The 25,976-nt window shown below is 56.8% G+C and carries 26 protein-coding genes; 12 read left to right on the top strand and 14 right to left on the bottom strand.

Annotation, left to right across the window (positions count from 1 at the left end):
• Nucleotides 1–2: 2 nt before the first annotated feature.
• Nucleotides 3–2,258, bottom strand: a complete 2,256-nt coding sequence (locus tag MHN28_RS12200) for an NADP-dependent malic enzyme (RefSeq protein WP_239339720.1) — start codon at nucleotides 2,256–2,258, stop codon at nucleotides 3–5.
• Nucleotides 2,259–2,419: 161 nt separating this feature from the next.
• Here MHN28_RS12200 and mutS point away from each other — a divergent pair, with 161 nt between their 5' ends.
• The gene (gene mutS, locus MHN28_RS12195; RefSeq protein ID WP_239340341.1) at nucleotides 2,420–5,035 is read left to right on the top strand and encodes a DNA mismatch repair protein MutS; all 2,616 of its coding nucleotides are present in this window, start codon (nucleotides 2,420–2,422) and stop codon (nucleotides 5,033–5,035) included.
• A 30-nt stretch (nucleotides 5,036–5,065) separates the two neighbouring features.
• Here mutS and MHN28_RS12190 read toward each other — a convergent pair whose 3' ends face one another.
• Both MHN28_RS12190 and hrcA read right to left on the bottom strand, forming a co-directional pair.
• A complete protein-coding gene (locus MHN28_RS12190) occupies nucleotides 5,066–5,629 on the bottom strand; it encodes a nucleotide exchange factor GrpE (RefSeq protein ID WP_239339718.1) in 564 nt (187 codons plus the stop codon).
• A 10-nt stretch (nucleotides 5,630–5,639) separates the two neighbouring features.
• Nucleotides 5,640–6,704, bottom strand: a complete 1,065-nt coding sequence (gene hrcA / locus MHN28_RS12185) for a heat-inducible transcriptional repressor HrcA (RefSeq protein WP_239339716.1) — start codon at nucleotides 6,702–6,704, stop codon at nucleotides 5,640–5,642.
• Between the two features lie 112 nt (nucleotides 6,705–6,816).
• Here hrcA and rph point away from each other — a divergent pair, with 112 nt between their 5' ends.
• The 4 genes from rph to MHN28_RS12165 are packed head-to-tail and all read left to right on the top strand — an operon-like array spanning nucleotide 6,817 to nucleotide 9,642.
• A complete protein-coding gene (gene rph, locus MHN28_RS12180) occupies nucleotides 6,817–7,530 on the top strand; it encodes a ribonuclease PH (RefSeq protein ID WP_170735534.1) in 714 nt (237 codons plus the stop codon).
• Entirely contained in the window at nucleotides 7,527–8,141 is a 615-nt protein-coding gene (gene rdgB / locus MHN28_RS12175) for an RdgB/HAM1 family non-canonical purine NTP pyrophosphatase (RefSeq protein ID WP_239339714.1), read from the top strand. Before rph ends, rdgB begins: the two co-directional genes overlap by 4 nt.
• Entirely contained in the window at nucleotides 8,131–9,285 is a 1,155-nt protein-coding gene (gene hemW, locus MHN28_RS12170) for a radical SAM family heme chaperone HemW (protein ID WP_239339704.1), read from the top strand. Before rdgB ends, hemW begins: the two co-directional genes overlap by 11 nt.
• Nucleotides 9,286–9,288: 3 nt before the next feature.
• Complete coding sequence (locus MHN28_RS12165; protein ID WP_239339702.1) at nucleotides 9,289–9,642, top strand: YbaN family protein; 354 nt, start codon at nucleotides 9,289–9,291, stop codon at nucleotides 9,640–9,642.
• Here the strand turns inward: MHN28_RS12165 and MHN28_RS12160 are convergent.
• The 7 genes from MHN28_RS12160 to MHN28_RS12130 all read right to left on the bottom strand — a co-directional run bounded on the left by MHN28_RS12160 (nucleotide 9,632) and on the right by MHN28_RS12130 (nucleotide 16,997).
• The gene (locus MHN28_RS12160; RefSeq protein WP_239339700.1) at nucleotides 9,632–10,528 is read right to left on the bottom strand and encodes a ParB/RepB/Spo0J family partition protein; all 897 of its coding nucleotides are present in this window, start codon (nucleotides 10,526–10,528) and stop codon (nucleotides 9,632–9,634) included. The two genes, MHN28_RS12165 and MHN28_RS12160, sit on opposite strands and share 11 nt — an antisense overlap.
• Nucleotides 10,529–10,548: 20 nt before the next feature.
• Nucleotides 10,549–11,352: an AAA family ATPase gene (locus MHN28_RS12155; protein WP_239339698.1), complete on the bottom strand. Its 804-nt coding sequence runs from the start codon at nucleotides 11,350–11,352 to the stop codon at nucleotides 10,549–10,551.
• Nucleotides 11,345–11,959 (bottom strand): 16S rRNA (guanine(527)-N(7))-methyltransferase RsmG, encoded by a 615-nt coding sequence (gene rsmG / locus MHN28_RS12150; RefSeq protein ID WP_239339696.1) that lies wholly within the window; start codon nucleotides 11,957–11,959, stop codon nucleotides 11,345–11,347. Before rsmG ends, MHN28_RS12155 begins: the two co-directional genes overlap by 8 nt.
• Entirely contained in the window at nucleotides 11,956–13,824 is a 1,869-nt protein-coding gene (gene mnmG, locus MHN28_RS12145; protein WP_239339686.1) for a tRNA uridine-5-carboxymethylaminomethyl(34) synthesis enzyme MnmG, read from the bottom strand. Before mnmG ends, rsmG begins: the two co-directional genes overlap by 4 nt.
• Before the next feature lie 12 nt (nucleotides 13,825–13,836).
• On the bottom strand, nucleotides 13,837–15,123 hold the full coding sequence (mnmE, locus tag MHN28_RS12140; RefSeq protein WP_239339669.1) for a tRNA uridine-5-carboxymethylaminomethyl(34) synthesis GTPase MnmE: 1,287 nt from the start codon (nucleotides 15,121–15,123) through the stop codon (nucleotides 13,837–13,839).
• Nucleotides 15,124–15,154: 31 nt separating this feature from the next.
• The gene (gene rho, locus MHN28_RS12135; protein ID WP_239339666.1) at nucleotides 15,155–16,426 is read right to left on the bottom strand and encodes a transcription termination factor Rho; all 1,272 of its coding nucleotides are present in this window, start codon (nucleotides 16,424–16,426) and stop codon (nucleotides 15,155–15,157) included.
• Nucleotides 16,427–16,547: 121 nt separating this feature from the next.
• Nucleotides 16,548–16,997, bottom strand: a complete 450-nt coding sequence (locus MHN28_RS12130; RefSeq protein WP_239339650.1) for a CopD family protein — start codon at nucleotides 16,995–16,997, stop codon at nucleotides 16,548–16,550.
• A 404-nt stretch (nucleotides 16,998–17,401) separates the two neighbouring features.
• On the opposite strand from MHN28_RS12130, the gene MHN28_RS12125 reads away from it, so the two are divergent.
• From MHN28_RS12125 to dnaQ, 4 genes are read left to right on the top strand one after another with little or no spacing between them, the layout of a single operon-like run.
• Nucleotides 17,402–18,001, top strand: coding sequence for a nucleoside triphosphate pyrophosphatase (locus tag MHN28_RS12125; protein WP_239339646.1), 600 nt, complete (start codon nucleotides 17,402–17,404; stop codon nucleotides 17,999–18,001).
• The gene (locus MHN28_RS12120; protein WP_239339643.1) at nucleotides 17,998–18,831 is read left to right on the top strand and encodes a shikimate dehydrogenase; all 834 of its coding nucleotides are present in this window, start codon (nucleotides 17,998–18,000) and stop codon (nucleotides 18,829–18,831) included. Before MHN28_RS12125 ends, MHN28_RS12120 begins: the two co-directional genes overlap by 4 nt.
• Nucleotides 18,828–19,421 (top strand): dephospho-CoA kinase, encoded by a 594-nt coding sequence (coaE, locus tag MHN28_RS12115; RefSeq protein ID WP_239339640.1) that lies wholly within the window; start codon nucleotides 18,828–18,830, stop codon nucleotides 19,419–19,421. The genes MHN28_RS12120 and coaE overlap by 4 nt, the downstream gene beginning before the upstream one ends.
• On the top strand, nucleotides 19,414–20,136 hold the full coding sequence (gene dnaQ / locus MHN28_RS12110) for a DNA polymerase III subunit epsilon (protein WP_239339635.1): 723 nt from the start codon (nucleotides 19,414–19,416) through the stop codon (nucleotides 20,134–20,136). Before coaE ends, dnaQ begins: the two co-directional genes overlap by 8 nt.
• A gap of 27 nt (nucleotides 20,137–20,163) precedes the next feature.
• Here the strand turns inward: dnaQ and secB are convergent, their stop codons facing one another.
• Together secB and MHN28_RS12100 are read right to left on the bottom strand one after the other, a co-directional pair.
• Nucleotides 20,164–20,661 carry a protein-export chaperone SecB gene (gene secB / locus MHN28_RS12105; RefSeq protein WP_239339633.1) on the bottom strand — a complete coding sequence of 166 codons (498 nt, stop codon included), beginning with the start codon at nucleotides 20,659–20,661 and terminating at the stop codon, nucleotides 20,164–20,166.
• Between the two features lie 54 nt (nucleotides 20,662–20,715).
• Entirely contained in the window at nucleotides 20,716–21,216 is a 501-nt protein-coding gene (locus MHN28_RS12100) for an FxsA family protein (protein WP_239339625.1), read from the bottom strand.
• Between the two features lie 107 nt (nucleotides 21,217–21,323).
• On the opposite strand from MHN28_RS12100, the gene MHN28_RS12095 reads away from it, so the two are divergent.
• The 3 genes from MHN28_RS12095 to MHN28_RS12085 are packed head-to-tail and all read left to right on the top strand — an operon-like array spanning nucleotide 21,324 to nucleotide 23,601.
• Nucleotides 21,324–21,983, top strand: coding sequence for a Tim44/TimA family putative adaptor protein (locus tag MHN28_RS12095; protein ID WP_239339614.1), 660 nt, complete (start codon nucleotides 21,324–21,326; stop codon nucleotides 21,981–21,983).
• Nucleotides 21,980–23,014 carry a murein transglycosylase A gene (locus tag MHN28_RS12090; RefSeq protein WP_239339602.1) on the top strand — a complete coding sequence of 345 codons (1,035 nt, stop codon included), beginning with the start codon at nucleotides 21,980–21,982 and terminating at the stop codon, nucleotides 23,012–23,014. Before MHN28_RS12095 ends, MHN28_RS12090 begins: the two co-directional genes overlap by 4 nt.
• A complete protein-coding gene (locus MHN28_RS12085; RefSeq protein WP_239339599.1) occupies nucleotides 23,014–23,601 on the top strand; it encodes a Smr/MutS family protein in 588 nt (195 codons plus the stop codon). The genes MHN28_RS12090 and MHN28_RS12085 overlap by 1 nt, the downstream gene beginning before the upstream one ends.
• Here the strand turns inward: MHN28_RS12085 and MHN28_RS12080 are convergent.
• Together MHN28_RS12080 and MHN28_RS12075 are read right to left on the bottom strand one after the other, a co-directional pair.
• Nucleotides 23,598–24,818, bottom strand: a complete 1,221-nt coding sequence (locus MHN28_RS12080; protein ID WP_239339589.1) for an MFS transporter — start codon at nucleotides 24,816–24,818, stop codon at nucleotides 23,598–23,600. The two genes, MHN28_RS12085 and MHN28_RS12080, sit on opposite strands and share 4 nt — an antisense overlap.
• The gene (locus MHN28_RS12075) at nucleotides 24,815–25,915 is read right to left on the bottom strand and encodes an alpha/beta fold hydrolase (protein WP_239339586.1); all 1,101 of its coding nucleotides are present in this window, start codon (nucleotides 25,913–25,915) and stop codon (nucleotides 24,815–24,817) included. Before MHN28_RS12075 ends, MHN28_RS12080 begins: the two co-directional genes overlap by 4 nt.
• Nucleotides 25,916–25,976 lie beyond the last annotated feature (61 nt).

Here is a 25,976-nt window from a genome sequence, read left to right as displayed (position 1 = left end):
GCTTATCCAATATCGCAAGCGGCCAGAATGGCCATGTTCAGGATGTCATTCGCGGTCGACACGGTCGAGCAGATCTGGATCGGCTTGTCGATCCCTGACAGGATCGGACCAATGACAGTAGCCTCGCCCATTTCCTGCATCAGCTTGGTAGAAATCGAGGCCGAGTGGCGCGCAGGCACGATCAGAATGTTCGCGGGACCCGTCAGGCGCGAGAATGGATAGGCCTCTTGTTGGTCGACATTCAACGCAACATCCACAGTCATTTCGCCTTCGTATTCGAAGTCGACGCCGCGCTTGTCCAGAACCTCGGGCGCAACGTGCATCTTTTCGGCACGTTCGGACACCGGGTAACCGAAGGTCGAGAAACTGACAAAGGCAACGCGCGGCTCAAGACCCATATGTCGTGCCACGGCAGCAGAGCGTTCAGCGATGTTTGCCAGGTCGCTTTCATCCGGCCATTCATGCACCAGCGTATCACCGATCAGAACGATCCGCCCCTTATGCAGCAACGCGGTCACGCCCACGGCACCGTGTTCTGCATCTGCATCAAAAACGTGGTTGATTCGATCCAACACATGTGCAGATTTACGGGTCGCCCCGGTCACCAGACCATCAGCGTGCCCATGCGCCAGCATCAGCGACGAAAAAACGTGGCGGTCCCGTGCGGCTAGGCGATGAATATCCTTGCGGTCGAACCCTTGCCGCTGCAGGCGTTGGTACAGGAAGTCTTTATACGCATCGAGATGCGTGGTGTTGGCGGCGTTCACCACCTCAAGCTCGCGAACGGCATCGCCAAGACCAGCGGCTTCCAGCTTTTCTTTGACGTCATCGGGACGACCGACAACCAGCGCCTTTCCGAAGCCCGAGCGCTGATACATGACCGCTGCGCGCAATACGCGCGGATCGTCGCCCTCGGCAAAGATCATCCGGCTTTGTGCGGCGCGGGCACGAGCGTTCAGGCCACGCAGAATGCTGGCGGTCGGGTCCATGCGGGACTTCAGGCTCAGCTCATAGGCGTCCATGTCGATGATCGGACGGCGGGCCGCACCAGTGTCCATACCAGCCTTGGCAACGGCGGGCGGAATGCGGTGGATCAGGCGTGGGTCAAACGGTGTCGGGATGATGTAATCACGGCCAAAAGTCAGCGTCTTACCATAGGCCAAAGCAACCTCATCTGGCACGTCCTCACGCGCCAGACGGGCCAGCGCGTGGGCACAGGCAATCTTCATCTCGTCATTGATGGCGCGGGCGTGAATATCCAGCGCGCCGCGGAACAGATAGGGGAAGCCCAGAACGTTGTTCACCTGGTTCGGGTAATCGCTGCGTCCGGTGGCAACGATGGCGTCAACGCGAACTTCGTGTGCCTCTTCCGGGGTAATCTCGGGATCGGGGTTCGCCATGGCGAAAATCACCGGATTGTCCGCCATCGACGCAACCATATCCTGCGTCACGGCCCCTTTGACCGAAACGCCCAGGAAGACGTCCGCGCCATTCATTGCCTCTTCCAGCGTGCGCAGTTCCGTCGTGATCGCATGCGCCGATTTCCACTGGTTCATGCCCTCGGTCCGACCCTGATAAATCACGCCCTTGGTGTCACAGACGATGCAGTTTTCGTGCTTCGCACCCATCGACTTAAGCAGCTCGATACAGGCGATACCCGCCGCACCAGCGCCATTCAGGACGATTTTCACATCTTCGATCTTCTTGCCCGAGATATGTAGCGCGTTCAGCAGGCCCGCCGCACAGATCACCGCCGTGCCGTGCTGGTCATCGTGGAAGACCGGGATGTCCATCTCTTCCTTCAGGCGCTGTTCAATGATGAAACATTCCGGTGCCTTGATGTCTTCAAGGTTGATGCCACCAAACGTCGGCCCCATCAGCCGCACGGCGCGGCAGAATTCGTCCGGGTCCTCGGTATCCAGTTCGATATCGATCGAGTTCACATCGGCAAACCGTTTGAACAGAACGGATTTCCCCTCCATCACCGGTTTCGAACCCAGCGCACCCAGGTTTCCGAGGCCCAGAACAGCGGTACCGTTCGAGATCACGGCGACCAGATTGCCCTTGTTGGTATAGTCATACGCAGTTTCCGGCGCTTCGGCGATTGCTTCACATGGAACAGCGACGCCGGGGCTGTAGGCCAGCGACAGATCGCGCTGCGTCGTCATGGGAACGGTGGCCTGCACCTCCCACTTGCCGGGGGTCGGGTCGAGGTGAAAGGCCAGCGCCTCTTCTTTGGTGATCTTCGCTTTGGGCATGTGATGGGTCGTTTCTTTACATCTGCGGGACTTTTGCCTCATAGCGCAGGCAGCGGCGCGCCTCAACGAGAATACTTTTCACCTTTCGTCGACAAGGGTGGATTTGTAAGGTCGCGTCCGGAATACGCCAAAAGGGGTCAGCCTTGTCCACAGTCACGCCGATGATGGCGCAATATCTCGAAATCAAAGAGGCCCATGCCGACGCCCTGCTGTTTTACCGCATGGGCGACTTTTACGAGATGTTCTTTCAGGACGCCGTCAACGCCGCCGAGGCGCTGGACATCGCCCTGACCAAGCGCGGCAAGCACAACGGAACCGACATTCCGATGTGCGGTGTGCCTGTTCATGCCGCTGAGGGCTATTTGCTGACGCTGATCCGCAAAGGGTTCCGCGTTGCCGTCTGCGAGCAGATGGAAAGCCCGGCCGAGGCGAAGAAAAGAGGCTCTAAATCGGTGGTAAAGCGCGATGTTGTGCGTCTGGTGACGCCCGGCACGTTGACCGAGGACGCGCTGTTGGAGGCGCGCCGCCACAACTTTTTGGCCGCGTATGCCGAGGTCCGGGATGAGGCTGCACTGGCCTGGGCCGACATCTCGACCGGGGCGTTTCACGTGATGCCTTTGACATCCGTGCGTCTCAGCCCCGAGCTGGCCCGGCTGGCACCATCAGAGTTGATCGTCGCTGATGGGGTTCAGGACAAGCTGAACGAACCTGTCATGGATCTGGGTATCTCGCTGACCCCGATCGGGCGCGCGAGCTTCGACAGCACTGCGGCGGAAAAGCGCATCTGCGGCCTGTTTCACGTGGGAGCATTGGACGCGTTCGGCAATTTTGGGCGCGCCGAAATCTCGGCCATGGGCGCGCTGATCGACTATCTGGAGATCACGCAAAAGGGCAAACTGCCGCTGCTGCAGACCCCGCTCAAGGAATCCGAGGACCGTGTGGTTCAGATCGACGCCGCAACACGGCGCAATCTGGAACTGACCCGATCCTTGTCCGGGGGCCGCGCCGGTTCGCTGCTGTCCGTGGTGGATCGCACTGTGACACCGGGCGGCGCGCGGCTGTTAGAACAACGGCTTTCCAGCCCCTCCCGCAATCTGGACGTCATCCATGGGCGGTTAGACGCGGTGAGTTTTGCGGCCGAAGACAGCCTAATTGCCTCAGACCTGCGCGAGGCGTTGCGCAAAACCCCTGATCTGGACCGCGCCCTGTCCCGCCTGTCACTTGATCGCGGCGGGCCCCGTGATCTGGCCGCTATTCGCAACGGCCTGACACAAGCAACTGCGATTGCCGAGCTTTGCGCAGATAAGGACTTACCCGCCCTTCTGGCGACCGCGTTGCAAAATCTGGTTGGTTTCGACGACCTGTTGAACCTGCTTGATGAAGCCCTTGTTGCCGAACCCCCGCTGCTAGCCCGCGACGGCGGATTCATCGCACCGGGGTATGACACAGAGCTGGACGAAGCCCGCACCCTGCGCGACGAAGGCCGCTCGGTCATCGCCGGGTTTCAGCAGAAATACGCGGAACACACCAGCATCACATCACTGAAGATCAAGCACAACAATGTGCTGGGCTATTTCATCGAAACCACGGCCACCCATGCCGAGAAAATGCTGAATCCGCCTTTCAGCGAAACCTATATCCACCGTCAGACCACAGCCAATCAGGTGCGGTTCACCACGGTCGAACTGTCCGAGATTGAAACCCGTATTCTGAATGCGGGAAATCTGGCGTTAGAGATCGAAAAACGTCTCTATCAAAGACTTTCTGACGAAATTCTGTCCCTCGCCGCCCGCCTCAACCAGGCTGCCCGCGGTTTGGCCGAATTGGATCTGACCACAGCTCTGGCCGATCTTGCGCGCGGTGAGAACTGGTGTCGCCCGCAAGTGGATGCCTCGCGTGCGTTCGATGTCCAAGGTGGCCGTCACCCGGTTGTCGAACATGCTCTGCGTCAGCAAAGCGGCGACGCCTTCATCGCCAATGACTGCGATCTCAGTGCCAATGATGGCGCGGCGATCTGGTTGCTGACCGGTCCCAACATGGCCGGTAAATCGACGTTCCTGCGCCAGAATGCGCTGATCGCCCTGCTGGCCCAAATGGGCAGCTACGTTCCCGCAGAGCAGGCGCACATCGGCCTTGTTAGCCAGTTGTTCAGCCGCGTCGGAGCGTCAGACGATCTGGCCCGCGGGCGGTCAACCTTTATGGTCGAGATGGTCGAAACCGCCGCAATCCTCAATCAGGCCGACGATCGCGCCTTGGTCATTCTGGATGAAATCGGGCGCGGAACAGCCACCTATGACGGCCTGTCCATCGCCTGGGCCACGCTGGAACACTTGCACGCCTCCAACAAATGCCGTGCCCTGTTTGCCACGCACTACCACGAACTGACCGCGCTGGCCGGAAAACTGGAAGGCGTCGAAAACGCAACCGTCGCAGTCAAGGAATGGGAAGGCGAAGTTATCTTCCTGCACGAGGTCCACAAAGGCGCGGCGGACAGATCCTACGGTGTGCAGGTCGCCCAGCTGGCCGGACTGCCGTCATCCGTGGTCGAGCGCGCCCGTATCGTTCTGGATCAGCTGGAAAAGACCGAACGCGAGGGCGGAAAGCAAAAAGCTCTGATAGACGATCTGCCTTTGTTTTCGGCCGCGCCGCCTCCGCCGCCACCAGCGCCCAGGGCGTCACCTGTCACTGACATGCTCGATGAGATTCTGCCGGACGAACTGACCCCGCGTGAGGCGCTGGACCTGATCTACAAACTAAAAGAGGCGGCCAGAACCTGACCGCCTCAATAGTCGTTTGAGCTGAATCGCTCAGCTTGCCGGGGTCGAAGACACGCCAACCTGCGCCGGGCGCAGCAGACGATCATGCAGCATGAAGCCTTCGGCTGAAACCTGAATGATGTCGCCAGCACGGGTGCCGGGAACAGGCGCTTCGAACATCGCTTCGTGGATATTCGGATCGAACCGTTCACCAACTTCAGGCGTAATCACCTCGATACCGTGCTTTTGGAACACGTCCTTCAAAGCGCGCATGGTCAGTTCGACGCCTTCCAGAAGCGGGCCTGCCACTTCTTTCTGCTCGTCGGTCGCAGCCTCAAGCGCACGTTTCATGTTGTCGTAAACCGGCAGCATGTCGCGGGCCAGTTTCGATCCGCCGTACTGTTCAGCATCCCGACGGGCCTTGTCGCCACGCTTGCGCGCGTTTTCGGCATCCGCCAGCGCGCGCATGAACTTGTCCTTGAAATCGTCCCGCTCAGCACGCAGCGCATCAATTTCCAACGCCTCTTCGCTGATCTCGGCAAATTCCTCGGCCAGCTCTTCCGCCTCGGCGGTTGCGATATCGTCCAGAAAATCTTCGTTCTTGGGCTCTGCCATCTCTTACCCTCTAGCTCCGGTCGGAAATCAGCTTGCCGACCAGTTGCGCCGTATAATCCACGATCGGCACGATCCGTCCATAATTCAGACGCGTGGGTCCGATGACCCCGACCGCACCAATTATCTTTCGATCAGCGTTCATATAAGGAGACACCACCAAAGAGGAACCCGAAAGTGAGAAAAGTTTGTTCTCAGACCCGATAAAAATGCGCACACCCTCGCCTTCTTCGGTCAATTCGAGGAATTCGGCGATGTCCTGCTTGCGTTCGAGGTCATCAAACAGGGTGCGGATTCGCTCAAGTTCCTCGGCTGCGCCCGGTTCGCCCAACAGATTCGCCCTCCCGCGCACGATCAGACGGGCCGAGTCGGTCCCATCTCCATCCCACGCGGCCATGCCGCTTTCCACCATCTCGCGAGCCAGCACATCGATTTCCTGCCGGCGCGCAGTGATCTGTGTCTGCATCTGGCGACGCACTTCACTGAGCGTGCGTCCTTCGATCAGCGAATTCAGAAAATTCGCCGCCTCGCGCATCGAACTGGGCGTCTGCCCCGGAGGTGGCGTGAACAGACGGTTTTCAACATGCCCATCCGCAAAGACCAGAACCACCAAAGCGCGGTCATGGGCCAGCGAAACGAACTCGATATGCTTGATCTCAGACTCATGCTTGGGGGTCAGAACCAGCGATGCACCATGTGTCACGTGTGACAAAGCCGACCCGACACGATCCAGCATTCCGCCCACATCGCCTGCGTTAGAGCCTAAAGTTTCATCCAGCTTCTGCCGGTCATCGGCCCCAAGATCACCGACCTCAAGCAGACCGTCGACAAACATCCGCAGCCCTTGCTGCGTCGGAATTCGACCCGCGCTGACATGAGGGCTGTCGAGCAGGCCCAGAAACTCCAGATCCTGCATCACGTTGCGCACGGTCGCCGCACTGACCTTTTCCGACAACGTGCGGGTCAGTGTGCGGCTGCCAACCGGTTCGCCGCTGTCCAAATAGCTCTCGACGATCAGCCGGAACACTTCACGTGACCGGTCATTCATTTCGTCCAGAACTCTGCTTGCTTCGCTCATCGGCAATCCCCTGCTGGATTGGCATTAAATCGCAGGCGTATGAAAGGTCAATCGGGGTTGCATCCTAAGGCACGGGGACGTTATCCCCAAGCCAGCAAACAAAGGATTTTCCATGCGACCCTCAGGACGTGACTTAAACGAAATGCGCGCCGTTTCAATCGAAACGGGCTTTACCAAACATGCCGAAGGTTCCTGCCTGATCAAGATGGGCGATACCCATGTGTTGTGCACCGCCACCATCGAGGATCGTGTGCCGCCGTTCATCAAAGGCTCGGGCCTGGGTTGGGTCACCGCGGAATACGGGATGCTGCCCCGTGCGACCAACACTCGGATGCGACGCGAAGCGGCCTCGGGCAAACAAGGTGGTCGCACGGTGGAAATCCAACGCCTGATCGGTCGCGCTCTGCGTGCCGGTGTAGATCGCGTCGCCTTGGGTGAGCGTCAGATCACCGTCGACTGTGATGTAATTCAAGCCGACGGCGGCACGCGATGTGCTTCGATCACCGGTGGCTGGGTAGCGCTGCGTCTGGCCGTGAACAAGCTGATGAAAGCGGGCGACGTGATCTCGGATCCGCTGGTCGATCCGGTGGCCGCGGTGTCCTGTGGCATCTATGCAGGCCAACCGGTGCTGGACCTGGACTACCCGGAAGACAGCGAAGCCGGCGTCGATGGCAATTTCATCATGACCGGTTCGGGCAAACTGATCGAAGTTCAGATGAGCGCCGAAGGCTCGGTCTTTAGCCGCGCCCAGATGGATCAGTTGATGGACCTGGCCGAAAAAGGCGTGGCCGAGCTGGCCGCCGCCCAAAAGGCCGCCACCGCATGACCCGCAAGTTCGACGGGGACAGGCTGCTGGTGGCCACGCATAACAAGGGCAAGCTTGAGGAGATGACTCATCTCCTCGAACCCTTTGGTGTGACGGTTGTTGGCGCAGGCGATATGAACCTGCCGGAACCCGAGGAAACCGAAGATACTTTCGTCGGCAATGCCCGGATCAAAGCGCATGCCGCTGCCAAGGCCACCGGCCTGCCCGCCCTGTCGGACGATTCCGGGATTACCATCGACGCGCTGGACGGCGCGCCGGGTGTTTACACTGCCGACTGGGCAGAAACCGGCAATGGCCGTGATTTCCTGATGGCGATGACGCGCGCGCATAACGAATTGGAGGCCAAAGACGCCCCACACCCGCGCACCGCTCAATTCCGCAGCACGCTGGTTCTGGCCTGGCCCGATGGTCATGATGAAGTGTTTGAAGGCGTTGCGCCAGGCCACCTTGTCTGGCCGATCCGCGGCTCCGAAGGGTTCGGCTATGACCCAATGTTTGTCCCTGATGGATACGACATTACCTTTGCCGAGATGGATCGCTGGGAAAAGAACAAGATCAGCCATCGCGGTCGCGCGGTGGAGATGTTCGTGAAGGGCTGCTTTGACGGATGATTGGCGCAACGGGGGCTTTGGCCTGTATGTGCATTGGCCTTTTTGCGAGGCCAAATGCCCTTATTGCGACTTTAACAGCCACGTTTCAAAAAACATTGATCAAAAACAATGGCTTAAAGCATATCTAGACGAACTGCGAAGAACGGCATCCGAGACGCCGGACCGGGTTCTGAATACGATATTCTTTGGTGGGGGAACGCCGTCCCTGATGGCGCCTGATACTGTCGCTGCCATTATTGACGAGGCCCGCTCTCATTGGCGGCCTGCCAATGACATGGAAATTACACTCGAGGCCAATCCGGGATCGGTAGAAGCCGGCCGGTTTGCCGCCTATCGGGATGCGGGTGTGAACCGAATCTCGATAGGTATTCAGGCCCTGAACGACGAAGATCTGCGGCGTCTGGGTCGTATCCATTCGGTAGCCGAAGCCCGTGCCGCCTTTGATATCGCCCGCAACTGCTTTGACCGCGTCAGCTTTGATCTCATCTATGCCCGCCAACATCAGACATTGGACGCCTGGCGCGCCGAACTGACTGAGGCGTTGTCGATGGCTGTCGATCACCTCTCGCTCTACCAACTCACGATCGAGGAAGGCACGGCCTTCGGGGATCGCTATGCCGTTGGAAAGCTGCGTGGCCTGCCCGAGGATGAACACGCCGCAGATATGTATCTGGCCACGCAGGAGATCTGCGAAGCGCATGGTCTGCCTGCCTATGAGGTATCAAACCATGCCCGCCCCGGGTCGGAATCCCGGCACAACCTGATCTATTGGCGCTATGGAGATTACGTCGGTATTGGCCCTGGTGCACACGGCCGCGTTACGCTCGATGGTCAGAAAATGGCGACCGAAACCTATTTATCGCCCAACGCATGGCTGGATGCCGTTGCAAAGGGGAATGGCGAGAAAGAAAGAACCGTGCTTCCCACTCAAGATCAGGCTAGTGAATACCTTATGATGGGGTTAAGGGTTGCTGAAGGTCTAAATATAGATCGTTACAATACTTTGTCTCAGCAGCCATTGCCGGAAGACAAGGTTAATGATCTGAAAGAACTTAGTATGATAAATCAGGAAAATGGTCGTCTGGTTGCCACCAAAGACGGCCGCGCAGTTCTGAATGCGGTCATCCGAGAGTTGTTGGGATAGCAGATGCAATACCTCTGGGCCGCGTTGGGGTTACTTTGTGTTGGACTGGCAGTGATTGGAATCGTACTGCCCCTCTTGCCGACAGTCCCGTTTCTTTTACTGGCCGCGTTCTTTTTTGCCCGGTCCTCTTCCCGGCTGCATAACTGGCTGGTCAGCCACGGGACTTTCGGACCGATGATTTTGGACTGGCAACGTTCCGGCGCCATTCGTCCAGCCGCAAAAAAAGCGGCCACCTTGTCGGTCGCCGCTGTCTTTGGATTGTCGGTTATTCTTGCGCTTCCGAGCCACGTCCTGCTCATTCAGGCAGTCGTCCTCAGCGGCGTGATGATCTTTATCTGGACCCGTCCTAGCGGCTGAGCTTGGCGCACAGATCGTCCAGCTGATCCAGGTTCTCATAGGTCAGAACGACCTGCCCTGTTTCCGATCCCGCCTTGTGGTTGATCGCCACCTTCATCGCCAATATCGCCGAAAGATCTTTTTCCAGCGCGCGCGTATCTGCATCCTTTCCCGCATTCAGGTTTCTGGATCGCGGTGCCGCTTGAGGAGCATCACCCTGTTGTTGTTTTTTCACCAAAGCTTCGGTCGCACGCACGGAAAGCCCATCTTTGACGACGATTTTCGCCAGTTCAGACGGGTTTTCTGCGGTAATAAGGGCACGCGCATGTCCTGCAGACAGTTTCCCTTCGATAACCAGCATCTGAACATCCATGGGCAAGGACAACAACCGCAAGAGATTCGCGATATGGCTGCGGCTTTTTCCCAAAGCTTCAGCAAGCTTTTCTTGCGTATGGCCAAAGCGATCCATCAATTGCTTGTAACCTGCCGCCTCTTCAACCGCATTCAGGTCCGCGCGCTGAATGTTTTCGATAATGGCGACTTCAAGAACTTCGGTATCGTCGAAATCCCGCACAATAACGGGAATATCGTGCAACTGCGCCATCTGAGCAGCCCGCCACCGACGTTCGCCCGCTACGATTTCATAGTTTCCGCCGCCAGTCTCACGCACGATCAGCGGCTGAATGATACCCTTTTCCTTGACCGAGGCGGCAAGCTCATCCAATTGCTCGGGCGAGAAGGTTCTGCGGGGCTGATTTGGATTGGCGCGCAGCTTTTCGATCGGGACTTTCATGTCCGGACGGTGGGGCTCCGATGGCATCAAGCCTTCTGTATCTTGGGTCACATCCGCCATCAGGGCGGACAGTCCCCGGCCCAAACCTCTGGGTTTTGATTTTTTGACGGCCACGGTGCCCTCCTCACTGCCGCTTAAGCGGCGATTTTCTTGTTTTTATGCATGACTTCTCGGGCCAGGTGCCGATAGGCCATCGCCCCCAGAGATCCCGAGTCATATTGCAGAACAGGCAATGCGTATGACGGAGCCTCACTCACCCGCACATTTCTGGGTATCTTGGTTTTAAATACCATCTCACCCAGATTGTCACGCGCGTCTTTTTCGACCTGTCGGGACAAGTTGTTGCGGTTGTCATACATGGTCAACACAACACCTTCGATTCTGAGGTCCGGATTCGCAGTCTGACGAACCTCTCGAATGGTCAGCATCAGCTGTGACAACCCTTCCAACGCAAAGAACTCACTTTGCAGCGGAACCAAAATGGAATGTGCCGCGACCATAGCATTCACAGTCAACAAATTGAGGGATGGAGGGCAATCGATCAGCACGAAGTCCAGATCAAACTTGTCGATGGCCGTCTGACGCAAGGCGTCATGCAAAAGATAGCTGCGTTTTTCGTTGGAAATCAGCTCGATATCAGCCGAACTTAGATCAACCGTCGCCGGAACGACAAACAAGCCTTCGATTTCCGTTTCCTGGACAACGGCTTCTAAAGGCGCATCATCGAGGATCAAATCGTAGGTTGTCCAGTCTCGATCCTCGACCCCCAACCCGGTGGACGCATTTCCCTGCGGATCAAGGTCCACAACTAATACCTTGCACCCGGCTTCAGCCAGGCCCGCTGCAAGATTGATCGCTGTTGTGGTCTTCCCCACCCCGCCCTTCTGATTGGCAACCGCTATAATTCGGGGCCCTGAGGGACGAGACAAATCAACCACGTGAAACTCCTTTTATTTTAAGGATAACGGCCTGAGGCTCAGTTAAACTTGTAATCGGGTCGACGTCGAAATTCCATTCTTCACGCGCCTCTTCCAGCTCTTTTTTCCACTTTTCGCCTTTAGGCAACAGAGCCAGCCCCGTTTTGCTCAAATGCCTGTCACAAAAGGATAATAGCGTACGCAGATCTGCCAAAGCCCGTGCGGACAGGATATCAGCATTCAAGGGATCAACTGCCTCGATTCGCTTTGAAAGCACGCTGCAATTCACGCCACATTCCCGGGAGACGTTACGCAGGAACGCAGATTTTCGTTGGTCGCTTTCGACAAAGGTAAATCGGGCGTCCGGCGCACCTTCTACAGCCATTATGGCGCAGACCATTCCGGGGAAGCCTCCTCCGCTTCCCAGATCCACCCAGTTATTAAATGACATTGCGCATCTGTAAACCTGAACCGAATCCTTGATATGTCGAACCCAGATTTCATCCAGACTTTTTCGTGAAACCAGATTGATTTTTGGATTCCAGCGTTTCACGAGTTCTACATAGGTCGTCAGACGCCCGAATGTTTCACGTGAAACACCCAAGTCGTCGAAAATGGCCTCGTTCATGCTTTGCGAACCTTCTGATCGCGGCGAAGTTTAGCCAGCACCAGTGTAAGCGCTGCAGGTGTAACCCCTTCGACGCGCCCGGCCTGTGCTATGTTCTGAGGCTTTGCGTTTGAGAGCTTTTGCTTCATTTCAGAAGACAACCCTTCCATCGAAAAATAGTCGAAATCTCTCGGAATCTCGTAAGATTCGTCGCGTTTCATCGCCTCTACGTCTTTTAGCTGCCGCGCAATGTAGTTCGCGTATAGCGCGTCCCGCTCCACTTGCAGGCGGATATCACGATCTACATCAGAAACTTCCGGAACCAAGGGCAGCAGGTCATCAAAATGAACGTCCGGAAAGGCGAGAATCGCCATACCATCCCGACGGTTTCCGTCTTGGTTGACGTTGATACCCGCCGCGCGAACTTCTTTTGGCGTAAACGTCTGTTCGGTCAGCTTAGCTTTTGCATCCGACAGTTTTTCCATCTTTTCAGTGAATTTTGACCGCCGGTCCTCACCAACACACCCGACGCCTAGGCCAATGGGTGTCAAGCGCTGGTCTGCGTTGTCTGCCCGCAAAGAAAGTCGGAATTCCGCCCGAGAAGTGAACATCCTATAGGGTTCTGCAACTCCGCGCGTTGTCAGGTCATCGATCATGACGCCGATATAGCTGTCTGCCCGTGTGAAATGAATAGGTTCCCGACCCAGCACCTTTTGGGCTGCATTCAAACCAGCAACAAGGCCCTGGGCCGCCGCTTCCTCGTATCCTGTGGTGCCATTTATCTGACCCGCTAAATATAGGCCTTCAACTTCTGGCAACGCGAGAGATGATGTCAAAACGCGGGGGTCAACATAGTCATATTCGATCGCATAACCCGGTTGCAGAATTTCCGCGGCATCAAGACCTTTAATGGATCGCACATATTCCAGCTGAACATCCTGAGGCAAGGACGTTGAAATCCCGTTCGGGTAGATTGTGTGATCTTCTACGCCTTCAGGTTCAAGAAATATCTGATGCGAGTCCTTATCGGCAAAGCGGACGATCTTATCTTCGATTGACGGACAATATCTGGGCCCCACCCCATCAATATGACCACCGTACATAGCAGAGCGGGACAGGTTCTTTTCAATGATTTCGTGCGTCCGCGCATTTGTATGCGTGATTCCACAGGAAATCTGAGGGGCAATCACATCAGTCGACAGGAAGGAAAACAGGGTTGGTTCATCGTCACCGTCCTGTGACTCAAGATCGCTCCAATCGATGGTACGTCCGTCCAGTCGCGGTGGCGTGCCCGTCTTCAACCGCCCTAATGGCAGTTCGAAACTGTCGAGGCGTTCCGCCAATCTAACCGACGGGCGATCTCCCATACGTCCGCCAGGTCGCGATACATCTCCGATATGGATGACGCCGCGCAGAAACGTACCTGATGTCAGAATGACAGCTTTCGCTTTAAATTTTGTGTCGTCGGCCAGTTTGACGCCAGCAATGCGGCTTCCATCCATTAGAAAGTCGGCTACCTCTCCAACAACAACGGACAGATTCGGTTGATCTTGCGTCTCTCTTTGCATTGCCGCCCGATACAAAGCGCGGTCGGCCTGAGTTCTCGGGCCCTGAACTGCTGGCCCTTTTCGGCGGTTTAACAACCGGAACTGGATACCTGCCTGATCTGCGACGCGTCCCATTACACCATCAAGCGCATCGATTTCTCGGACCAGGTGCCCTTTTCCCAGTCCGCCAATTGCCGGATTGCAGGACATTACTCCGATATCCGAGGCGGACAATGTCACCAAGGCTGTTTTAACTCCCATACGGGCCGACGCGTGCGCAGCTTCGGTTCCCGCGTGGCCCGCGCCAACAACAATCACATCGAATTCTGGATGTTTCACGTGAAACACTCCTTACTTACCCAGGCAAAAACTCGAGAAGATCTCATCCAAGAGATCTTCCACACCTATTCTGCCAACCAAAGTTTCAAGGGCACGGATCGCCGTGCGCATTTCTTCTGCTGCGATATCATACAAGTCTGGGCCTGATTCCAGAACCGCCATTGCAGCGGCAAGCGACTCACGCGCCGTAATCAGCGCTGCACGATGTCGTTCGCGCGTCGCAATACCACTGCTTGTAGTTTTATTGCTAAGCACACCCGAAATCTGGGAGATTAGCTGATCGATGCCCTGCCCGGTTTTTCCAGAAATTCCCCCTTCGGACGGCTCCCGAAGATCGGACTTGGGCAATACCTGGATATCGTCAGCGAGCATTGATACACCCAGTTCTGCGGGGTTTTCAGTCAGAAACACACGTAGATCGGCTGAATCCGCCCGCTTCTTTGCCAGCTCGATCCCGAGGTTTTCAACGTGGTCTTCGGATTCGCGCAAACCCGCCGTGTCCAGCAACGTGACCGGCAATCCAGCAAGGTCCATTCGGACCTCAATCACGTCCCGCGTCGTACCGGCGTATTCAGACGTTATCGCCGCTTCACGCCCAGCCAACGCATTCAGCAACGTCGACTTCCCTGCGTTCGGAAGACCCACAATCGCAACTTCAAACCCAGTTCGAATACGTTCTGCGATCTTCACTCCCTCTGCTTCTCTGTGAAGATCGGCCATGACGCCAGAGACCAGGGATTTCACTTCGGGAGTGACGTCGGTCGGAACTTCCTCATCCGCGAAATCAATAACGGCTTCCAGCAACGATGCCGCCCGAATCAGATCGCGGCGCCAACGCTCGGCCAATGTGCCCAACTCACCCGCAAGAATGGTCTGCGCCTGTTTGCGTTGCGCTTCGGTTTCAGCGTCTATCAGATCGGCAAGACCTTCGACCTGTGTCAGGTCCATCTTGCCGTTTTCCAGCGCTCGGCGTGTGAATTCCCCGGGCTCCGCAAGACGTAGCCCGGACATATCGGACAAGGTTCGGATCACTGCGTTTACCGAGGCGGTGCTACCATGGATTTGCAGCTCGGCCACATCTTCACCTGTAAAACTGGCCGGACTTTGGAATGTCAGGATTAAACCATCATCCAGGCGCGAGCCATCGGCCGCGCGTAAAGACCGCACCCGCATACCACGGGCCGGCAACGTGCTATCGGTTAATTTGGCCGCAGCGGAATGCGCCTGAGGGCCAGAGAGGCGGATGACCGCCACCCCGGCTTTGCCTTGCGCGCTGGCCAAGGCGAATATCGTATCCATTCGAAGGCCTCGCGTGGGTTTAAGACCTGTGTCAGGTGTTCATCGAATCGAAGAACTCTCCGTTTGTCTTCGTCTGTTTCAACTTAGACAACAGGAACTCGATTGCATCGGTCGTACCCATCGGGTTGAGAATCCGACGTAGGACAAATGTCTTGGCCAGATCGCCCTTGTCGACCAGCAGGTCCTCTTTCCGGGTGCCGGATTTAAGGATGTCGATCGCCGGGAACACGCGCTTGTCTGCAATCTTACGATCCAGAACGATTTCCGAGTTACCAGTGCCCTTGAATTCTTCAAAGATCACTTCGTCCATCCGGCTGCCGGTATCGATAAGGGCGGTGGCGATGATGGTCAGCGAACCACCTTCTTCGATGTTCCGCGCGGCACCAAAGAAACGTTTGGGGCGTTGCAGAGCATTTGCATCCACACCACCGGTCAGAACCTTACCTGAGGAAGGGACCACAGTGTTGAAAGCCCTACCAAGTCTTGTGATCGAGTCGAGAAGGATAACAACATCTCGTTTATGCTCGACCAAACGCTTGGCTTTTTCGATAACCATTTCCGATACAGCCACGTGGCGCGTTGCCGGTTCGTCGAAGGTCGAGGATACAACCTCACCCTTCACCGAACGCTGCATGTCGGTCACCTCTTCCGGGCGTTCGTCGATCAGCAGGACAATCAGATAACACTCGGGGTGGTTCTGTTCGATCGAGTGCGCGATGTTCTGCAGGATCACCGTTTTACCAGTCCGCGGAGGCGCCACAATCAGCGAACGCTGTCCTTTACCGATCGGCGCGACCAGGTCAATCACGCGTGCCGACTTGTCCTTGATGGTGGGATCTTCGATCTCCATCTTCAGACGCTCATCCGGATACAGCGGCGTCAGGTTATCGAACAGGATTTTGTGCTTGGCCTTTTCAGGATCTTCAAAGTTGATCTTGGTGACTTTGGTCAGCGCAAAGTAACGCTCATTATCATCAGGTGCCTTGATTTCGCCTTCGACCGTATCACCGGTGCGAAGCGAGTGCAGACGGATCATATCGGGCGAGACATAGATGTCGTCCGGGCCCGGCAGATAGTTTGCCTCGGGCGAGCGCAGAAAGCCAAAGCCGTCCTGCAGGACCTCAAGCACGCCATCGCCTCCAACGGTCCAGCCCTCATCCGCGCGTTCGCGCAGGATCTGGAACATCATCTCGCCTTTTCGCATGGTCGAGGCGTTTTCGATCTCCAGCTCTTCGGCCATCGCCAGAAGGTCTTTGGGGCTTTTGGCCTTCAGGTCGGCCAGATTCAGGGATTCAGAGGACATGATATATACCTTCACCGCTGACGCGCGGCACGAAGTGGAATTTCAGTACGGAAGATACGCCGCCCGGACGGGCGTGTTGATCCCTACATAAGCGCGACTGTCGCGCGAGTCAAACAGGCTCTCAGAACTTCAGAACGACCGCCAGAACGATGACAATCATCAAAACGGTCGGAACCTCGTTCATCATGCGAAACTGCCGCCCAGTGAGCTTATTTCGGCCCTCAAGGAAATCCCTGCGTCGTGCCATCAGCCAGTGATGGAACCAGGTCATACCAATCACGGCAGCCCCCTTGACCCAGGGCCAAGACCAGTCCCATCCGACGATGCCCGGCGTGAAGACCATGATCAGACCGCACACCCACGCTACGTACATTGCCGGGCGCATGATCACACGCAGCAGCTTCTCTTCCATTTCAAAGAAGATTTCCTGTGCGCCGTCGACCGATTGCGCCTTTTCTACGTGATAGACGAACAGTCTGGGCAAATAGAATAGTCCGGCCATCCATGAGATCACGGCCATGATGTGTACAGACTTCACCCACGGGTAAATCGTGAAAAGAAGATCAGTCATTCTGGCTCCGAACGTTGCTCGGAACTCTCCCTAATAAAAAAATAAGAAAAGAAAAAGGAAGATGGTTTTGTAGGGTGAGCAAAATCCGTGGATTACTTTTTTACTCATGTGTTTTCCCCAGGTGGATAGAATTGCCTTACAAGGGGTTGATTCTGTTGATCGGAAATTAAATCTTTTATTTTCAGATACTTAAACGTTAACATCAGGGAAGCTTCTGTGGATAACCGTTTGAGTAAATTGGGACATCCCGGTTTTCCCGTGTCACAAAGTTATCCTTGTCCCAAATGGACGGTATTCGGGCGACTCGGGTAAGAATTTTGCGAAATTCCCGGGGTTGCGTGTCAACCGGAAAACCATACAAACCATCCCAGAACACTTAACGAATTGCTCATGGGGTTTTCCACATGTCTGTCCCCATCATCCTTGCCTCGGGGTCGTCGATCCGCGCACAGTTGCTGCGCAACGCAGGCGTGCCCTTTGCTGTGCAAACCGCGCGGGTGGACGAGGACACCGCTAAACGGGCTCTGCTTGCCGAAAACGCACCGCCGCGCGACATCGCGGATACCCTGGCTGAGATGAAGGCCCGCAAGGTCAGCGACAAGTCCCCCGGTGCGATGGTTCTGGGCTGTGATCAGGTGCTGGATTTTAATGGGCGGTTACTGTCCAAACCGGAATCATCAGAAGAGGCGCTGGCGCAGCTCAAGGCGATGCGGGGCAAGCGTCATATGCTGCTGTCTGCAGCTGTGATCTATCAGGATGGCGAACCAATCTGGCGGCATGTAGGGCAAGTACGCCTGAGGATGCGGATGAGTTCGGATGCGTATCTGCGCAGCTATATTGACCGCAACTGGGACAGCATTCGTCACGCGGTGGGGGCGTATAAGCTGGAAGAAGAAGGTGTTCGCCTATTCGCCACCATTGACGGCGACTATTTTAATGTCTTGGGTATGCCCTTGTTGGAACTGCTCAATTATCTGGCCGTCAAAGGGGTGATCGATCAATGACCAAGAACCGAATTCCACTGGCTGGGGTGATCGGGCATCCGATAGCACATTCAAAATCCCCCAAGCTGCATGGGCATTGGTTAAAGACACACGGATTGGCGGGTCACTATATTCCTATGGACGTTGCGCCAGAGGATTTGGAGAGTGTTCTGCGGACTTTGCCCAAGGCCGGATATGTCGGTGCAAATGTAACCGTCCCCCATAAAGAGGCGGCTTTACGCTTGGCAGGTCACGTGTCGGATCGCGCGGCCAAAATAGGCGCGGCGAATACGCTGGTCTTTCAGGATGACGGCTCGATCCACGCAGATAACACAGACGGCTACGGTTTTATGGAGAACCTCCGCGCCGGTGCGCCGGATTGGAACCCGGAAGATGGGCCTGCCGTGGTGTTCGGTGCAGGCGGTGCCTCACGGGCCGTTCTGCAGGCATTGGTGGATGCCGGAGTGCCTGAAATCCTGCTGACCAACCGCACACGCGAACGCGCCGATCAGTTAAAAGAAGAGTTCGGGCCGCGTATCAAGGTGATCGATTGGGTCAAAGCAGGCAACGTCATCGAAAACGCCGAACTGGTGGTGAACACAACCTCTTTGGGGATGCAGGGGCAGCCTGAATTGCGGGTTCCTCTGGACGGGCTGCAGCCGGGTGCTGTGGTCACCGATCTGGTATACGCACCGCTGAAAACCCGGTTATTGCAAACGGCCGAAGATGCCGGATGCACAACAGTCGACGGTCTGGGTATGTTGTTGCATCAGGCAGTTCCGGGATTTGAGCGTTGGTTCGGTCGAAGACCCGAAGTGACGGAAGACCTCCGAGCAGCGGTACTGGAATGAGCTTTGCTCTTGGCCTGACGGGCTCGATAGGTATGGGCAAAAGCACCACGGCGCAAATGTTCGTGGACGAAGGCTGTGCGCTGTGGGATGCGGATGCGGCTGTACATAGACTCTATTCAAAGGATGGAGCTGCGGTTGAGCCCATTCGTGCGGATTTTCCGGATGCCGTTGTTAATGGGTATGTCAGCCGGGATGCTCTGAAGCAGATCATCGCGCGGGATCCCACCGCGTTGAAACGGATAGAGGCGATCGTCCACCCGCTAGTGGCCGCTGACCGGGCCGAGTTTCGGGAAACCGCCTCCACGGATATTCTGGTATTTGACGTGCCTCTGTTATTTGAAACCGGTGGTGATGCAGCGATGGACGCGGTCGCCTGCGTTTCGATCCCAGCGGACGAGCAGAAACGCCGCGTGATGGAGCGCGGCACGATGACTGAGGCGCAGTTCGAACAAATTCGGGCCAAACAGATGCCGAATGACGAAAAATGCGCACGGTCGGATTTCGTGATCGTGACGGATACGCTGGACCACGCCCGCACGCAGGTGCAGGATGTGGTCAGGCAGATACGGGCGAGGATGGCAGATGCGTGAGATTGTACTCGATACCGAAACCACGGGGTTTGATCCCGAAAGCGGCGATCGGATCGTTGAAATTGGTGCGGTTGAGCTGTGGAACCATGTCGCCACGGGTGAGACCTATCACGTCTATATCAACCCCGAACGCTCAATGCCTGATGAGGCATTCGGGGTGCACGGCATCGGCCCCGACCTGCTGGAAAACCAGCGCCCGCCGGAAAAGGGTGAGGTCACGCTTAAGGACAAGCCGGTCTTTGCCAAAGTTGGTCAGGGGTTTCTGGACTTCGTCCGGGATTCCAGGCTGGTCATCCACAACGCGTCGTTTGACATGAAATTCCTGAACGCGGAACTCAGATGGATGGGTTTGCCGACCCTTCCGATGGATCAGGCGCTGGATACGCTGGCGATTGCGCGTAAACGGTTTCCGGGCTCGCCTGCATCGCTGGACGCGTTGTGCCGACGCTTCAACATTGACAATACAAACCGGGTTCTGCACGGGGCGTTGCTTGACTCGGAAATTCTGGCCGAGGTGTATCTTGAGCTGATTGGCGGTCGGCAGCCGGATTTCGGCCTGTCGACCAGCGCGGCTGCAGCGTCTGGTGGTGGAGAAGATTGGCGTCCGACAGCGCGCCCGACGGCCTTGCCGTCAAAGATCACTGCGGAAGAACGCGCGGCGCATGATGCTTTTGTAGAGAAACTGGGCGAAAACGCCCTGTGGACCCGCGCCTGAGCCCCTGCCCGGCGCGGGTGTAACCAATTAAGCTTCGGTTTTCTGAGCTTCGGCCTGACGGCGCATTAGTTCGTTGCGGTACAGTGCAACAAAGTCGATGTTGTCGAGATTGACCGGCGGGAAGCCACCGTCACGGGTGATGTCGCTGACGATACGGCGCAGGAACGGGAACAGCATGCGCGGGCACTCGATCATCAGGAACGGGTGTAGTTGGTCTTCCGCCACGCCTTCAATGTGGAACAGGCCACAATAGTCCAGCTCGCACAGGAACAGAACGTCTTCCATGCCTTTGGCTTTGGACGTCAGGTTCAATTTCACCGCAACTTCGTACTGATGCTCGGTCGGGCGCTTCTTGGCGTCCAGGTTCACCTGCACGGCAATCTCAGGCTGAACGTCGCCCGACACGCCTTTTTGCGCCATTACGTTCTCGAAAGACAAATCCCGAATGAACTGTCCCAGAACGCGCATCTGAATTTGCGGGGCGGCCTGTGCCGCGGTGTTTTCTGCAGGGCTTTCGTCAGCCATGGATCTACTCCGAAAATGAAATTCGCCATTGCTTAGCAAGTTGGGCGCGACACCTCAATGCTGGTGCGGACCTTCGACCCATTTGGATGGCTTTGAGGGGTTCTGACGCGGGCGAACTTCGGTGAATTCGCCGTCGATCACGTCATCCTGATCATACTGGGCAGGACCAGTGCGAAACTGCGCCCCGGTGCCCATCTGAAAGTGCGTGATGGTGGCCTTGGATTTCAGATAGCGGAAAACAGCCACCCGAACACCGGGAATAAGCAGCGCAAAACCAACAGCATCGGTGAAGAACCCCGGTGTCAGCAGCAAAACTCCGGACAGCAGGATCATCGCGCCATGAGCCAGTGGCTCGGTCGGATCGTCCAGTTCGGCAAAGGATCGCTGCAGATTGGCCAGTGCCATGCGACCTTGTGTCCTGACCAAAACAGTGCCGATGACGGCTGTCAGGACTACGATCGCCAGCGTTGGCCACAGGCCGATCAGGCCGCCAACCTGTATGAACAGGGCGATCTCAATGATGGGCACCAATAAAAATGCCAAGAACAGATACATTTGCGTTATCCTTTACCATAGGCCGGGCTGTGGACTTGCCACGAACTGTCACCTACATAGTGGCAAGAGGCTGCGTATACAAAGTCGCGGTCTGAAAAGAGGATGAAATGAACGAACCGATGATCCAGTTGCTGGTCCTGGCCGGAATTGCCGTTTTCCTGATCCTGCGCCTGAAAAGCGTGCTGGGTACGCGTGAGGGCTTTGAGAAGCCCCCCGTTGAGCAGCAACCCGACACGAGCAAGTCTCGTCGCGGGTTCGAAGTGATCGAGGGCGGCCCGGATCATGACATCACAGACCATGTTGCTGAAGACAGCGAGCAGGCACAAACGCTGGCCGCGATGAAGCGGGTTGAACCCAGTTTCTCGGTCACAGAGTTCGTGCAGGGTGCGCGCGGTGCCTATGAGATGATCGTCATGGGGTTCGAAAAGGGCAATCTGGACGAAATCCAGCCCTTCCTGTCCGAAGAAGTGTTCGACACATTTGTCTCGGTCGTTGCGGCCCGCGAAGATCAGGGTCTGACAATCGAGGCCGAGTTCATCGGTGTGCGTGAAACCACGCTGGCCGATGCGAAGTTCGACAAGGACACCAACCAGGCCGAGATCACCATGAAGTTTGTGGGTGAGCTGACCTCGGTTGTACGTGATCGTGGTGGCGACATCATCGAAGGCAACCCGAACACCGTCAAACGCCAAAAGGACAGCTGGACCTTTGCCCGAGTGATGGGCTCTGATGATCCGAACTGGCTGCTTGTTGCCACGGACGCATGATTGGCGCGCTCAGGTCGCTATTTCTGGTGGCAGCTATGACCACTGCCGCCAGCGCTGAACCGACGCGATCAATTCTTTCTTTTGTCGATCTGGATGGATGGGCTGCCGACGATCACGGGGCGGCCCTTTCGGTTTTTTTGAATACCTGCGGTGATCTGGATGATCCGGACTGGCAAGCGTTGTGTGGCGTTGCCCAGACCTATGAGGCAGACGCCGCCCGGTCCTTCTTTGAGCTGTTCTTTCGACCGGTTCTGGTAGAGGACGGTGAAAAGGCGCTGTTCACCGGTTATTTCGAACCTGAACTGGACGGGTCAAAAACACGGACGGATCGTTTCAAATACCCGATCTACAAAATGCCACCCGAGGCGCGTGAAGCTGGTCCATGGCTGAGCCGTCGCGAGATCCTGACCGGGGACACCATGCAGGGACGCGGGCTTGAGATTGCCTGGGTCGATGATCCGGTCGAGCTGTTCTTTCTGCAAATTCAGGGCTCGGGCCGTGTCCGCTTGCCAGACGGCAGCGCGTTGCGCGTCGGTTATGGCGGTGCGAATGGTCATCCTTACCGTTCGATTGGTGCCGAACTAATCCGTCAGGGCGCGTTGGGTGCGCATGAGGTCAGTGCCCAGATGATCCGCGCCTGGGTGCGCAAGAACCCCGAGGCCGGGGCCGAGCTGTTGTTCCACAACCCCTCATATGTGTTCTTTCGCGAAGTCTCGCGTGTCGCGCCCGAATTTGGGCCGCTTGGGGCCATGAATCGGTCAGTGACCACGATGCGTAGCATTGCGGCTGATCCGGCGTATACGCCGCTGGGTGCCCCGGTTTGGGTGGAAAAGGACGGCAAGGCCCCGTTGCGTCGGCTGATGATCGCGCAGGATACGGGTGCGGCCATCAAGGGCGCGCAGCGTGCTGATATCTTCTTTGGCACCGGCGATGAGGCCGGTCAGGCCGCAGGCCGCCTGAAGGATCCGGGCCGGATGGTTCTGCTGCTTCCGATCCAGCGGGCCTATGCCCTGTTACCGGATGAATTCTGATGTCCCGGCGAAAACTAACGGCAGAAGAGATCGAGCTGTGGCGCAAGGTCGCCAAACAGGCTGAGCGTATGCACCCGGAAATCCCGCAATCGGTTCATCCAGCTACATTGCCGAAACCGAAGCCGACCAAAACTCCAAAGCCACGATTTGAAGCATTCGAGGTCGGGCAAACCGCAGCAGGCAAACCAGCGCGGCATGCCTTAAAGCCGACGATTGGAGACAGTTTGCGGGCCAGCCCCGTGCAGATGGACACCAAGGCGTTTGGCCGTATGAAGCGGGGCAAGATCAAGCCAGAGGGCAAACTGGATCTGCATGGCATGCGCGTGGACACCGCGCATCCGGCGTTGATCCGGTTTATTCTGTCTGCGCAGGCATCTGGCAAGCGCCTAGTTCTAGTTGTCACCGGCAAGGGCAAGGATCGGGACGAACCCGGCCCCATCCCGACGCCGCGCGGGGTGCTACGCAATCAGGTGCCGCAATGGCTGACTCTTCCGCCATTGGCGCAGGCCGTACTCCAAGTGGCACCGGCCCATATCAGCCACGGTGGCGACGGGGCCTACTACGTCTACTTGCGACGTACGCGTTAAAACGAGCGCTCTGCCCGTAAAATTCCGATTTTTGCTGAGAGGCAAACGAGGATAAAGAACCCTCCGATCCACAGGAACTGTGCGTCCAGCGAGATACCAGCATCGAGAAGAACGCCGGTCAGACCGGGGCCGATGGCCGATCCCAGAACCATGACAGCCGTAGCCATCGCCTTGATGGACCCAATATGTCTGGTGCCATAAAACTCGGCCCAAAAGGCGCTGGGCAAGGTGTTGTTGGCCCCCACGGTGAGGCCCAGAAAGGCCATCGCGATCATGGCCCCTGCGATTGAACTCGTCATTCCCGCAATGACAAAGCCAATCGCAATCGGGATTTGGTAATAGGGCATCAACCGTGCTGTGCCCCATTTGTCCAGCGCCCAACCGGCCGCAAACATCGATATCAGCGATACGCCGGTGTAGACCGGAAACAGCGCCACCAGATCAATATGCTGCCAACCTTTCACCTCGGCCAGATGCACCTGTTGGAAGAAAAACGCGGTGATAAATGCCGACGGACCCAGCAACGCCGGAGCCATGAACCAGAACAGCGGATGACACAGTGTCTCCTTTCGGGTCCAATGGCGACCCATCATACCGGTTGCCGAGTATTCGCTGGCCAGACTCTGCGGTGTGCGTTCCTGACGCAAAAGACGTGTCAGAACCGGTATTCCCATCAATACTATCACCGCTGAAACCACCCAAAGCCAGCGCCAGTCCAACAAGGCCATTGCGGCCACGAATGCGAGCGGCAGCAGCGCCTCGCCTATCGCATAACCGACCGAGGCAATCGACAGCGCCTTGCCGCGCGTGACGGTGAACCACCGCGCCATGGCGACCTGAGCGAGGTGGATGCTCATCCCCTGACCGAAAAGACGCAACAAGAAAACCACCAGCGGCAACAGGATGAGCCAGCTGTTCACAGCCATCGCAAGCGCCGCCAGTGCCAAACCGGCCAGGACCACAGGCCCCAATACTCGGACGCGGAAGATATCCGTCAGCCCGCCAGCCCATATCATCACCACGGCAGATACAGTGGTGCCCAACGAATAGAGACCGCCCCACGCCCCGTGCCCAAGGCCAAACTCTGCGCGGATGTTCCCAGCAAAGACCGAGATGAAAAAGGTCTGTCCAAAGCTGGACAGAAAGGTCAACAGAACTCCCGCGCTCAGCCAGGTCGCGTTGTCCCTTAGATACTGACGCAGACTGAACCGTGTCACGGGGTCGTGACCTGCGCCTGCCCTGTTTCAGTTAGAATAATTTCGGTTGCACCGTCGGGGTTGCGTTGGCTTGGGGGAACCAGAATATCGATGCCTGGCCGCTCATCAGGCCCAAACGTGTTGCTGACGCGCCGGACCGAGCTGAGGATCGCCAACAGCGCGGGAGACGTGGCGGCAACGAAATGCGAAGACTGTGCATCGCTGCTGAAGGCGGTGGTATCAATGACGTTGATCGGGAACTCTTCAAGGGTCTCGATCGAGCTGATATTGCCCAGCCGCTCACCTTCATCCGTTCCGCGAAGGCGGGCCGAGATGTTCAGGATTTTGTCCTTTTGCGAAACCATCACAACGAATGGATCGGGCGGATTCTTGATCCGCCTCATCTGCGATCGGAACAGATCGACATCCAGATCGGGGGAAATCAAGACGACCCCTTCGATATTTCGATTGGACCATCCGGGCTCCTGCAGTTCAGCTTGTCGCATCATCTCCATTGACAGGGCGCCACCCATGGAATGGGCGACCAGAATGACGCGTTTGACCCCCATGGCTTTCAGATCTCGGATGGTTCGCTCCAGCCCGTCGCGGGCGAACAACATGCTGTCCAGATCATAGGCATACCCATAACCCGTCGCTCGGCTGGGCCAGGAATAGACCAGCGTGGATCCGGGAAGACCAATGTCATGGGTCAGCTGTGCTGCGCGAAAAATCGTTTCAGTCTGGGTCGAGTTGTAACCGTGCACAAAGATCGTGACGTCATCCTGACCGCGCAGATGTTCGCGTAGCCCCTGTACTCCGTCCAGTTCGGTCACATTTGCCAGAACGAACTCTTTCTGCGGGTTGGGGTTCGCATAGGAAAATTTCAGCGTACCCGGCGTGTGCGTTGGTGGGATCGATACGGTAGTTTCCAGAAACTTCAGCGTTTCCCCCCGGCGAAACCCAAAGGAACCATCTGCTTCGTGCGCTCGGGTCGTGCTTACGAATATCTTTTCAGGCGTTCCGACAGTCGCGGCTGACGGAACGATCTCGGTCACCGTGCGATCGACACAGGCGCTAAGCGAAAAGGAAAAAAGTAAAATGATCAGATAGCGCAGCACGGGCCAGCCCTCAGGGTGAATTGCGCCTACGCTAATGAATTCTCGCCCCGCGTCCAGCGAC

Origin of the sequence: Ruegeria sp. Ofav3-42, assembly GCF_022347725.1 — a bacterium.
Lineage (GTDB): Bacteria > Pseudomonadota > Alphaproteobacteria > Rhodobacterales > Rhodobacteraceae > Ruegeria.
The sequence above is the reverse complement of the archived record's forward strand: the minus strand, read 5'-3'. Positions and strand labels throughout refer to the sequence as shown.

Excerpts from the sequence above, each read along its gene's own strand:
- MHN28_RS12200 (WP_239339720.1), bottom strand. The coding sequence starts at position 2,258 with ATGCCCAAAGCGAAGATCACCAAAGAAGAGGCGCTGGCCTTTCACCTC.
- mutS (WP_239340341.1), top strand. The coding sequence starts at position 2,420 with ATGATGGCGCAATATCTCGAAATCAAAGAGGCCCATGCCGACGCCCTG.
- MHN28_RS12190 (WP_239339718.1), bottom strand. The coding sequence starts at position 5,629 with ATGGCAGAGCCCAAGAACGAAGATTTTCTGGACGATATCGCAACCGCC.
- hrcA (WP_239339716.1), bottom strand. The coding sequence starts at position 6,704 with ATGAGCGAAGCAAGCAGAGTTCTGGACGAAATGAATGACCGGTCACGT.
- rph (WP_170735534.1), top strand. The coding sequence starts at position 6,817 with ATGCGACCCTCAGGACGTGACTTAAACGAAATGCGCGCCGTTTCAATC.
- rdgB (WP_239339714.1), top strand. The coding sequence starts at position 7,527 with ATGACCCGCAAGTTCGACGGGGACAGGCTGCTGGTGGCCACGCATAAC.
- MHN28_RS12165 (WP_239339702.1), top strand. The coding sequence starts at position 9,289 with ATGCAATACCTCTGGGCCGCGTTGGGGTTACTTTGTGTTGGACTGGCA.
- rsmG (WP_239339696.1), bottom strand. The coding sequence starts at position 11,959 with ATGAACGAGGCCATTTTCGACGACTTGGGTGTTTCACGTGAAACATTC.
- mnmE (WP_239339669.1), bottom strand. The coding sequence starts at position 15,123 with ATGGATACGATATTCGCCTTGGCCAGCGCGCAAGGCAAAGCCGGGGTG.
- rho (WP_239339666.1), bottom strand. The coding sequence starts at position 16,426 with ATGTCCTCTGAATCCCTGAATCTGGCCGACCTGAAGGCCAAAAGCCCC.
- MHN28_RS12130 (WP_239339650.1), bottom strand. The coding sequence starts at position 16,997 with ATGACTGATCTTCTTTTCACGATTTACCCGTGGGTGAAGTCTGTACAC.
- MHN28_RS12125 (WP_239339646.1), top strand. The coding sequence starts at position 17,402 with ATGTCTGTCCCCATCATCCTTGCCTCGGGGTCGTCGATCCGCGCACAG.
- MHN28_RS12120 (WP_239339643.1), top strand. The coding sequence starts at position 17,998 with ATGACCAAGAACCGAATTCCACTGGCTGGGGTGATCGGGCATCCGATA.
- coaE (WP_239339640.1), top strand. The coding sequence starts at position 18,828 with ATGAGCTTTGCTCTTGGCCTGACGGGCTCGATAGGTATGGGCAAAAGC.
- dnaQ (WP_239339635.1), top strand. The coding sequence starts at position 19,414 with ATGCGTGAGATTGTACTCGATACCGAAACCACGGGGTTTGATCCCGAA.
- secB (WP_239339633.1), bottom strand. The coding sequence starts at position 20,661 with ATGGCTGACGAAAGCCCTGCAGAAAACACCGCGGCACAGGCCGCCCCG.
- MHN28_RS12100 (WP_239339625.1), bottom strand. The coding sequence starts at position 21,216 with ATGTATCTGTTCTTGGCATTTTTATTGGTGCCCATCATTGAGATCGCC.
- MHN28_RS12095 (WP_239339614.1), top strand. The coding sequence starts at position 21,324 with ATGAACGAACCGATGATCCAGTTGCTGGTCCTGGCCGGAATTGCCGTT.
- MHN28_RS12090 (WP_239339602.1), top strand. The coding sequence starts at position 21,980 with ATGATTGGCGCGCTCAGGTCGCTATTTCTGGTGGCAGCTATGACCACT.
- MHN28_RS12085 (WP_239339599.1), top strand. The coding sequence starts at position 23,014 with ATGTCCCGGCGAAAACTAACGGCAGAAGAGATCGAGCTGTGGCGCAAG.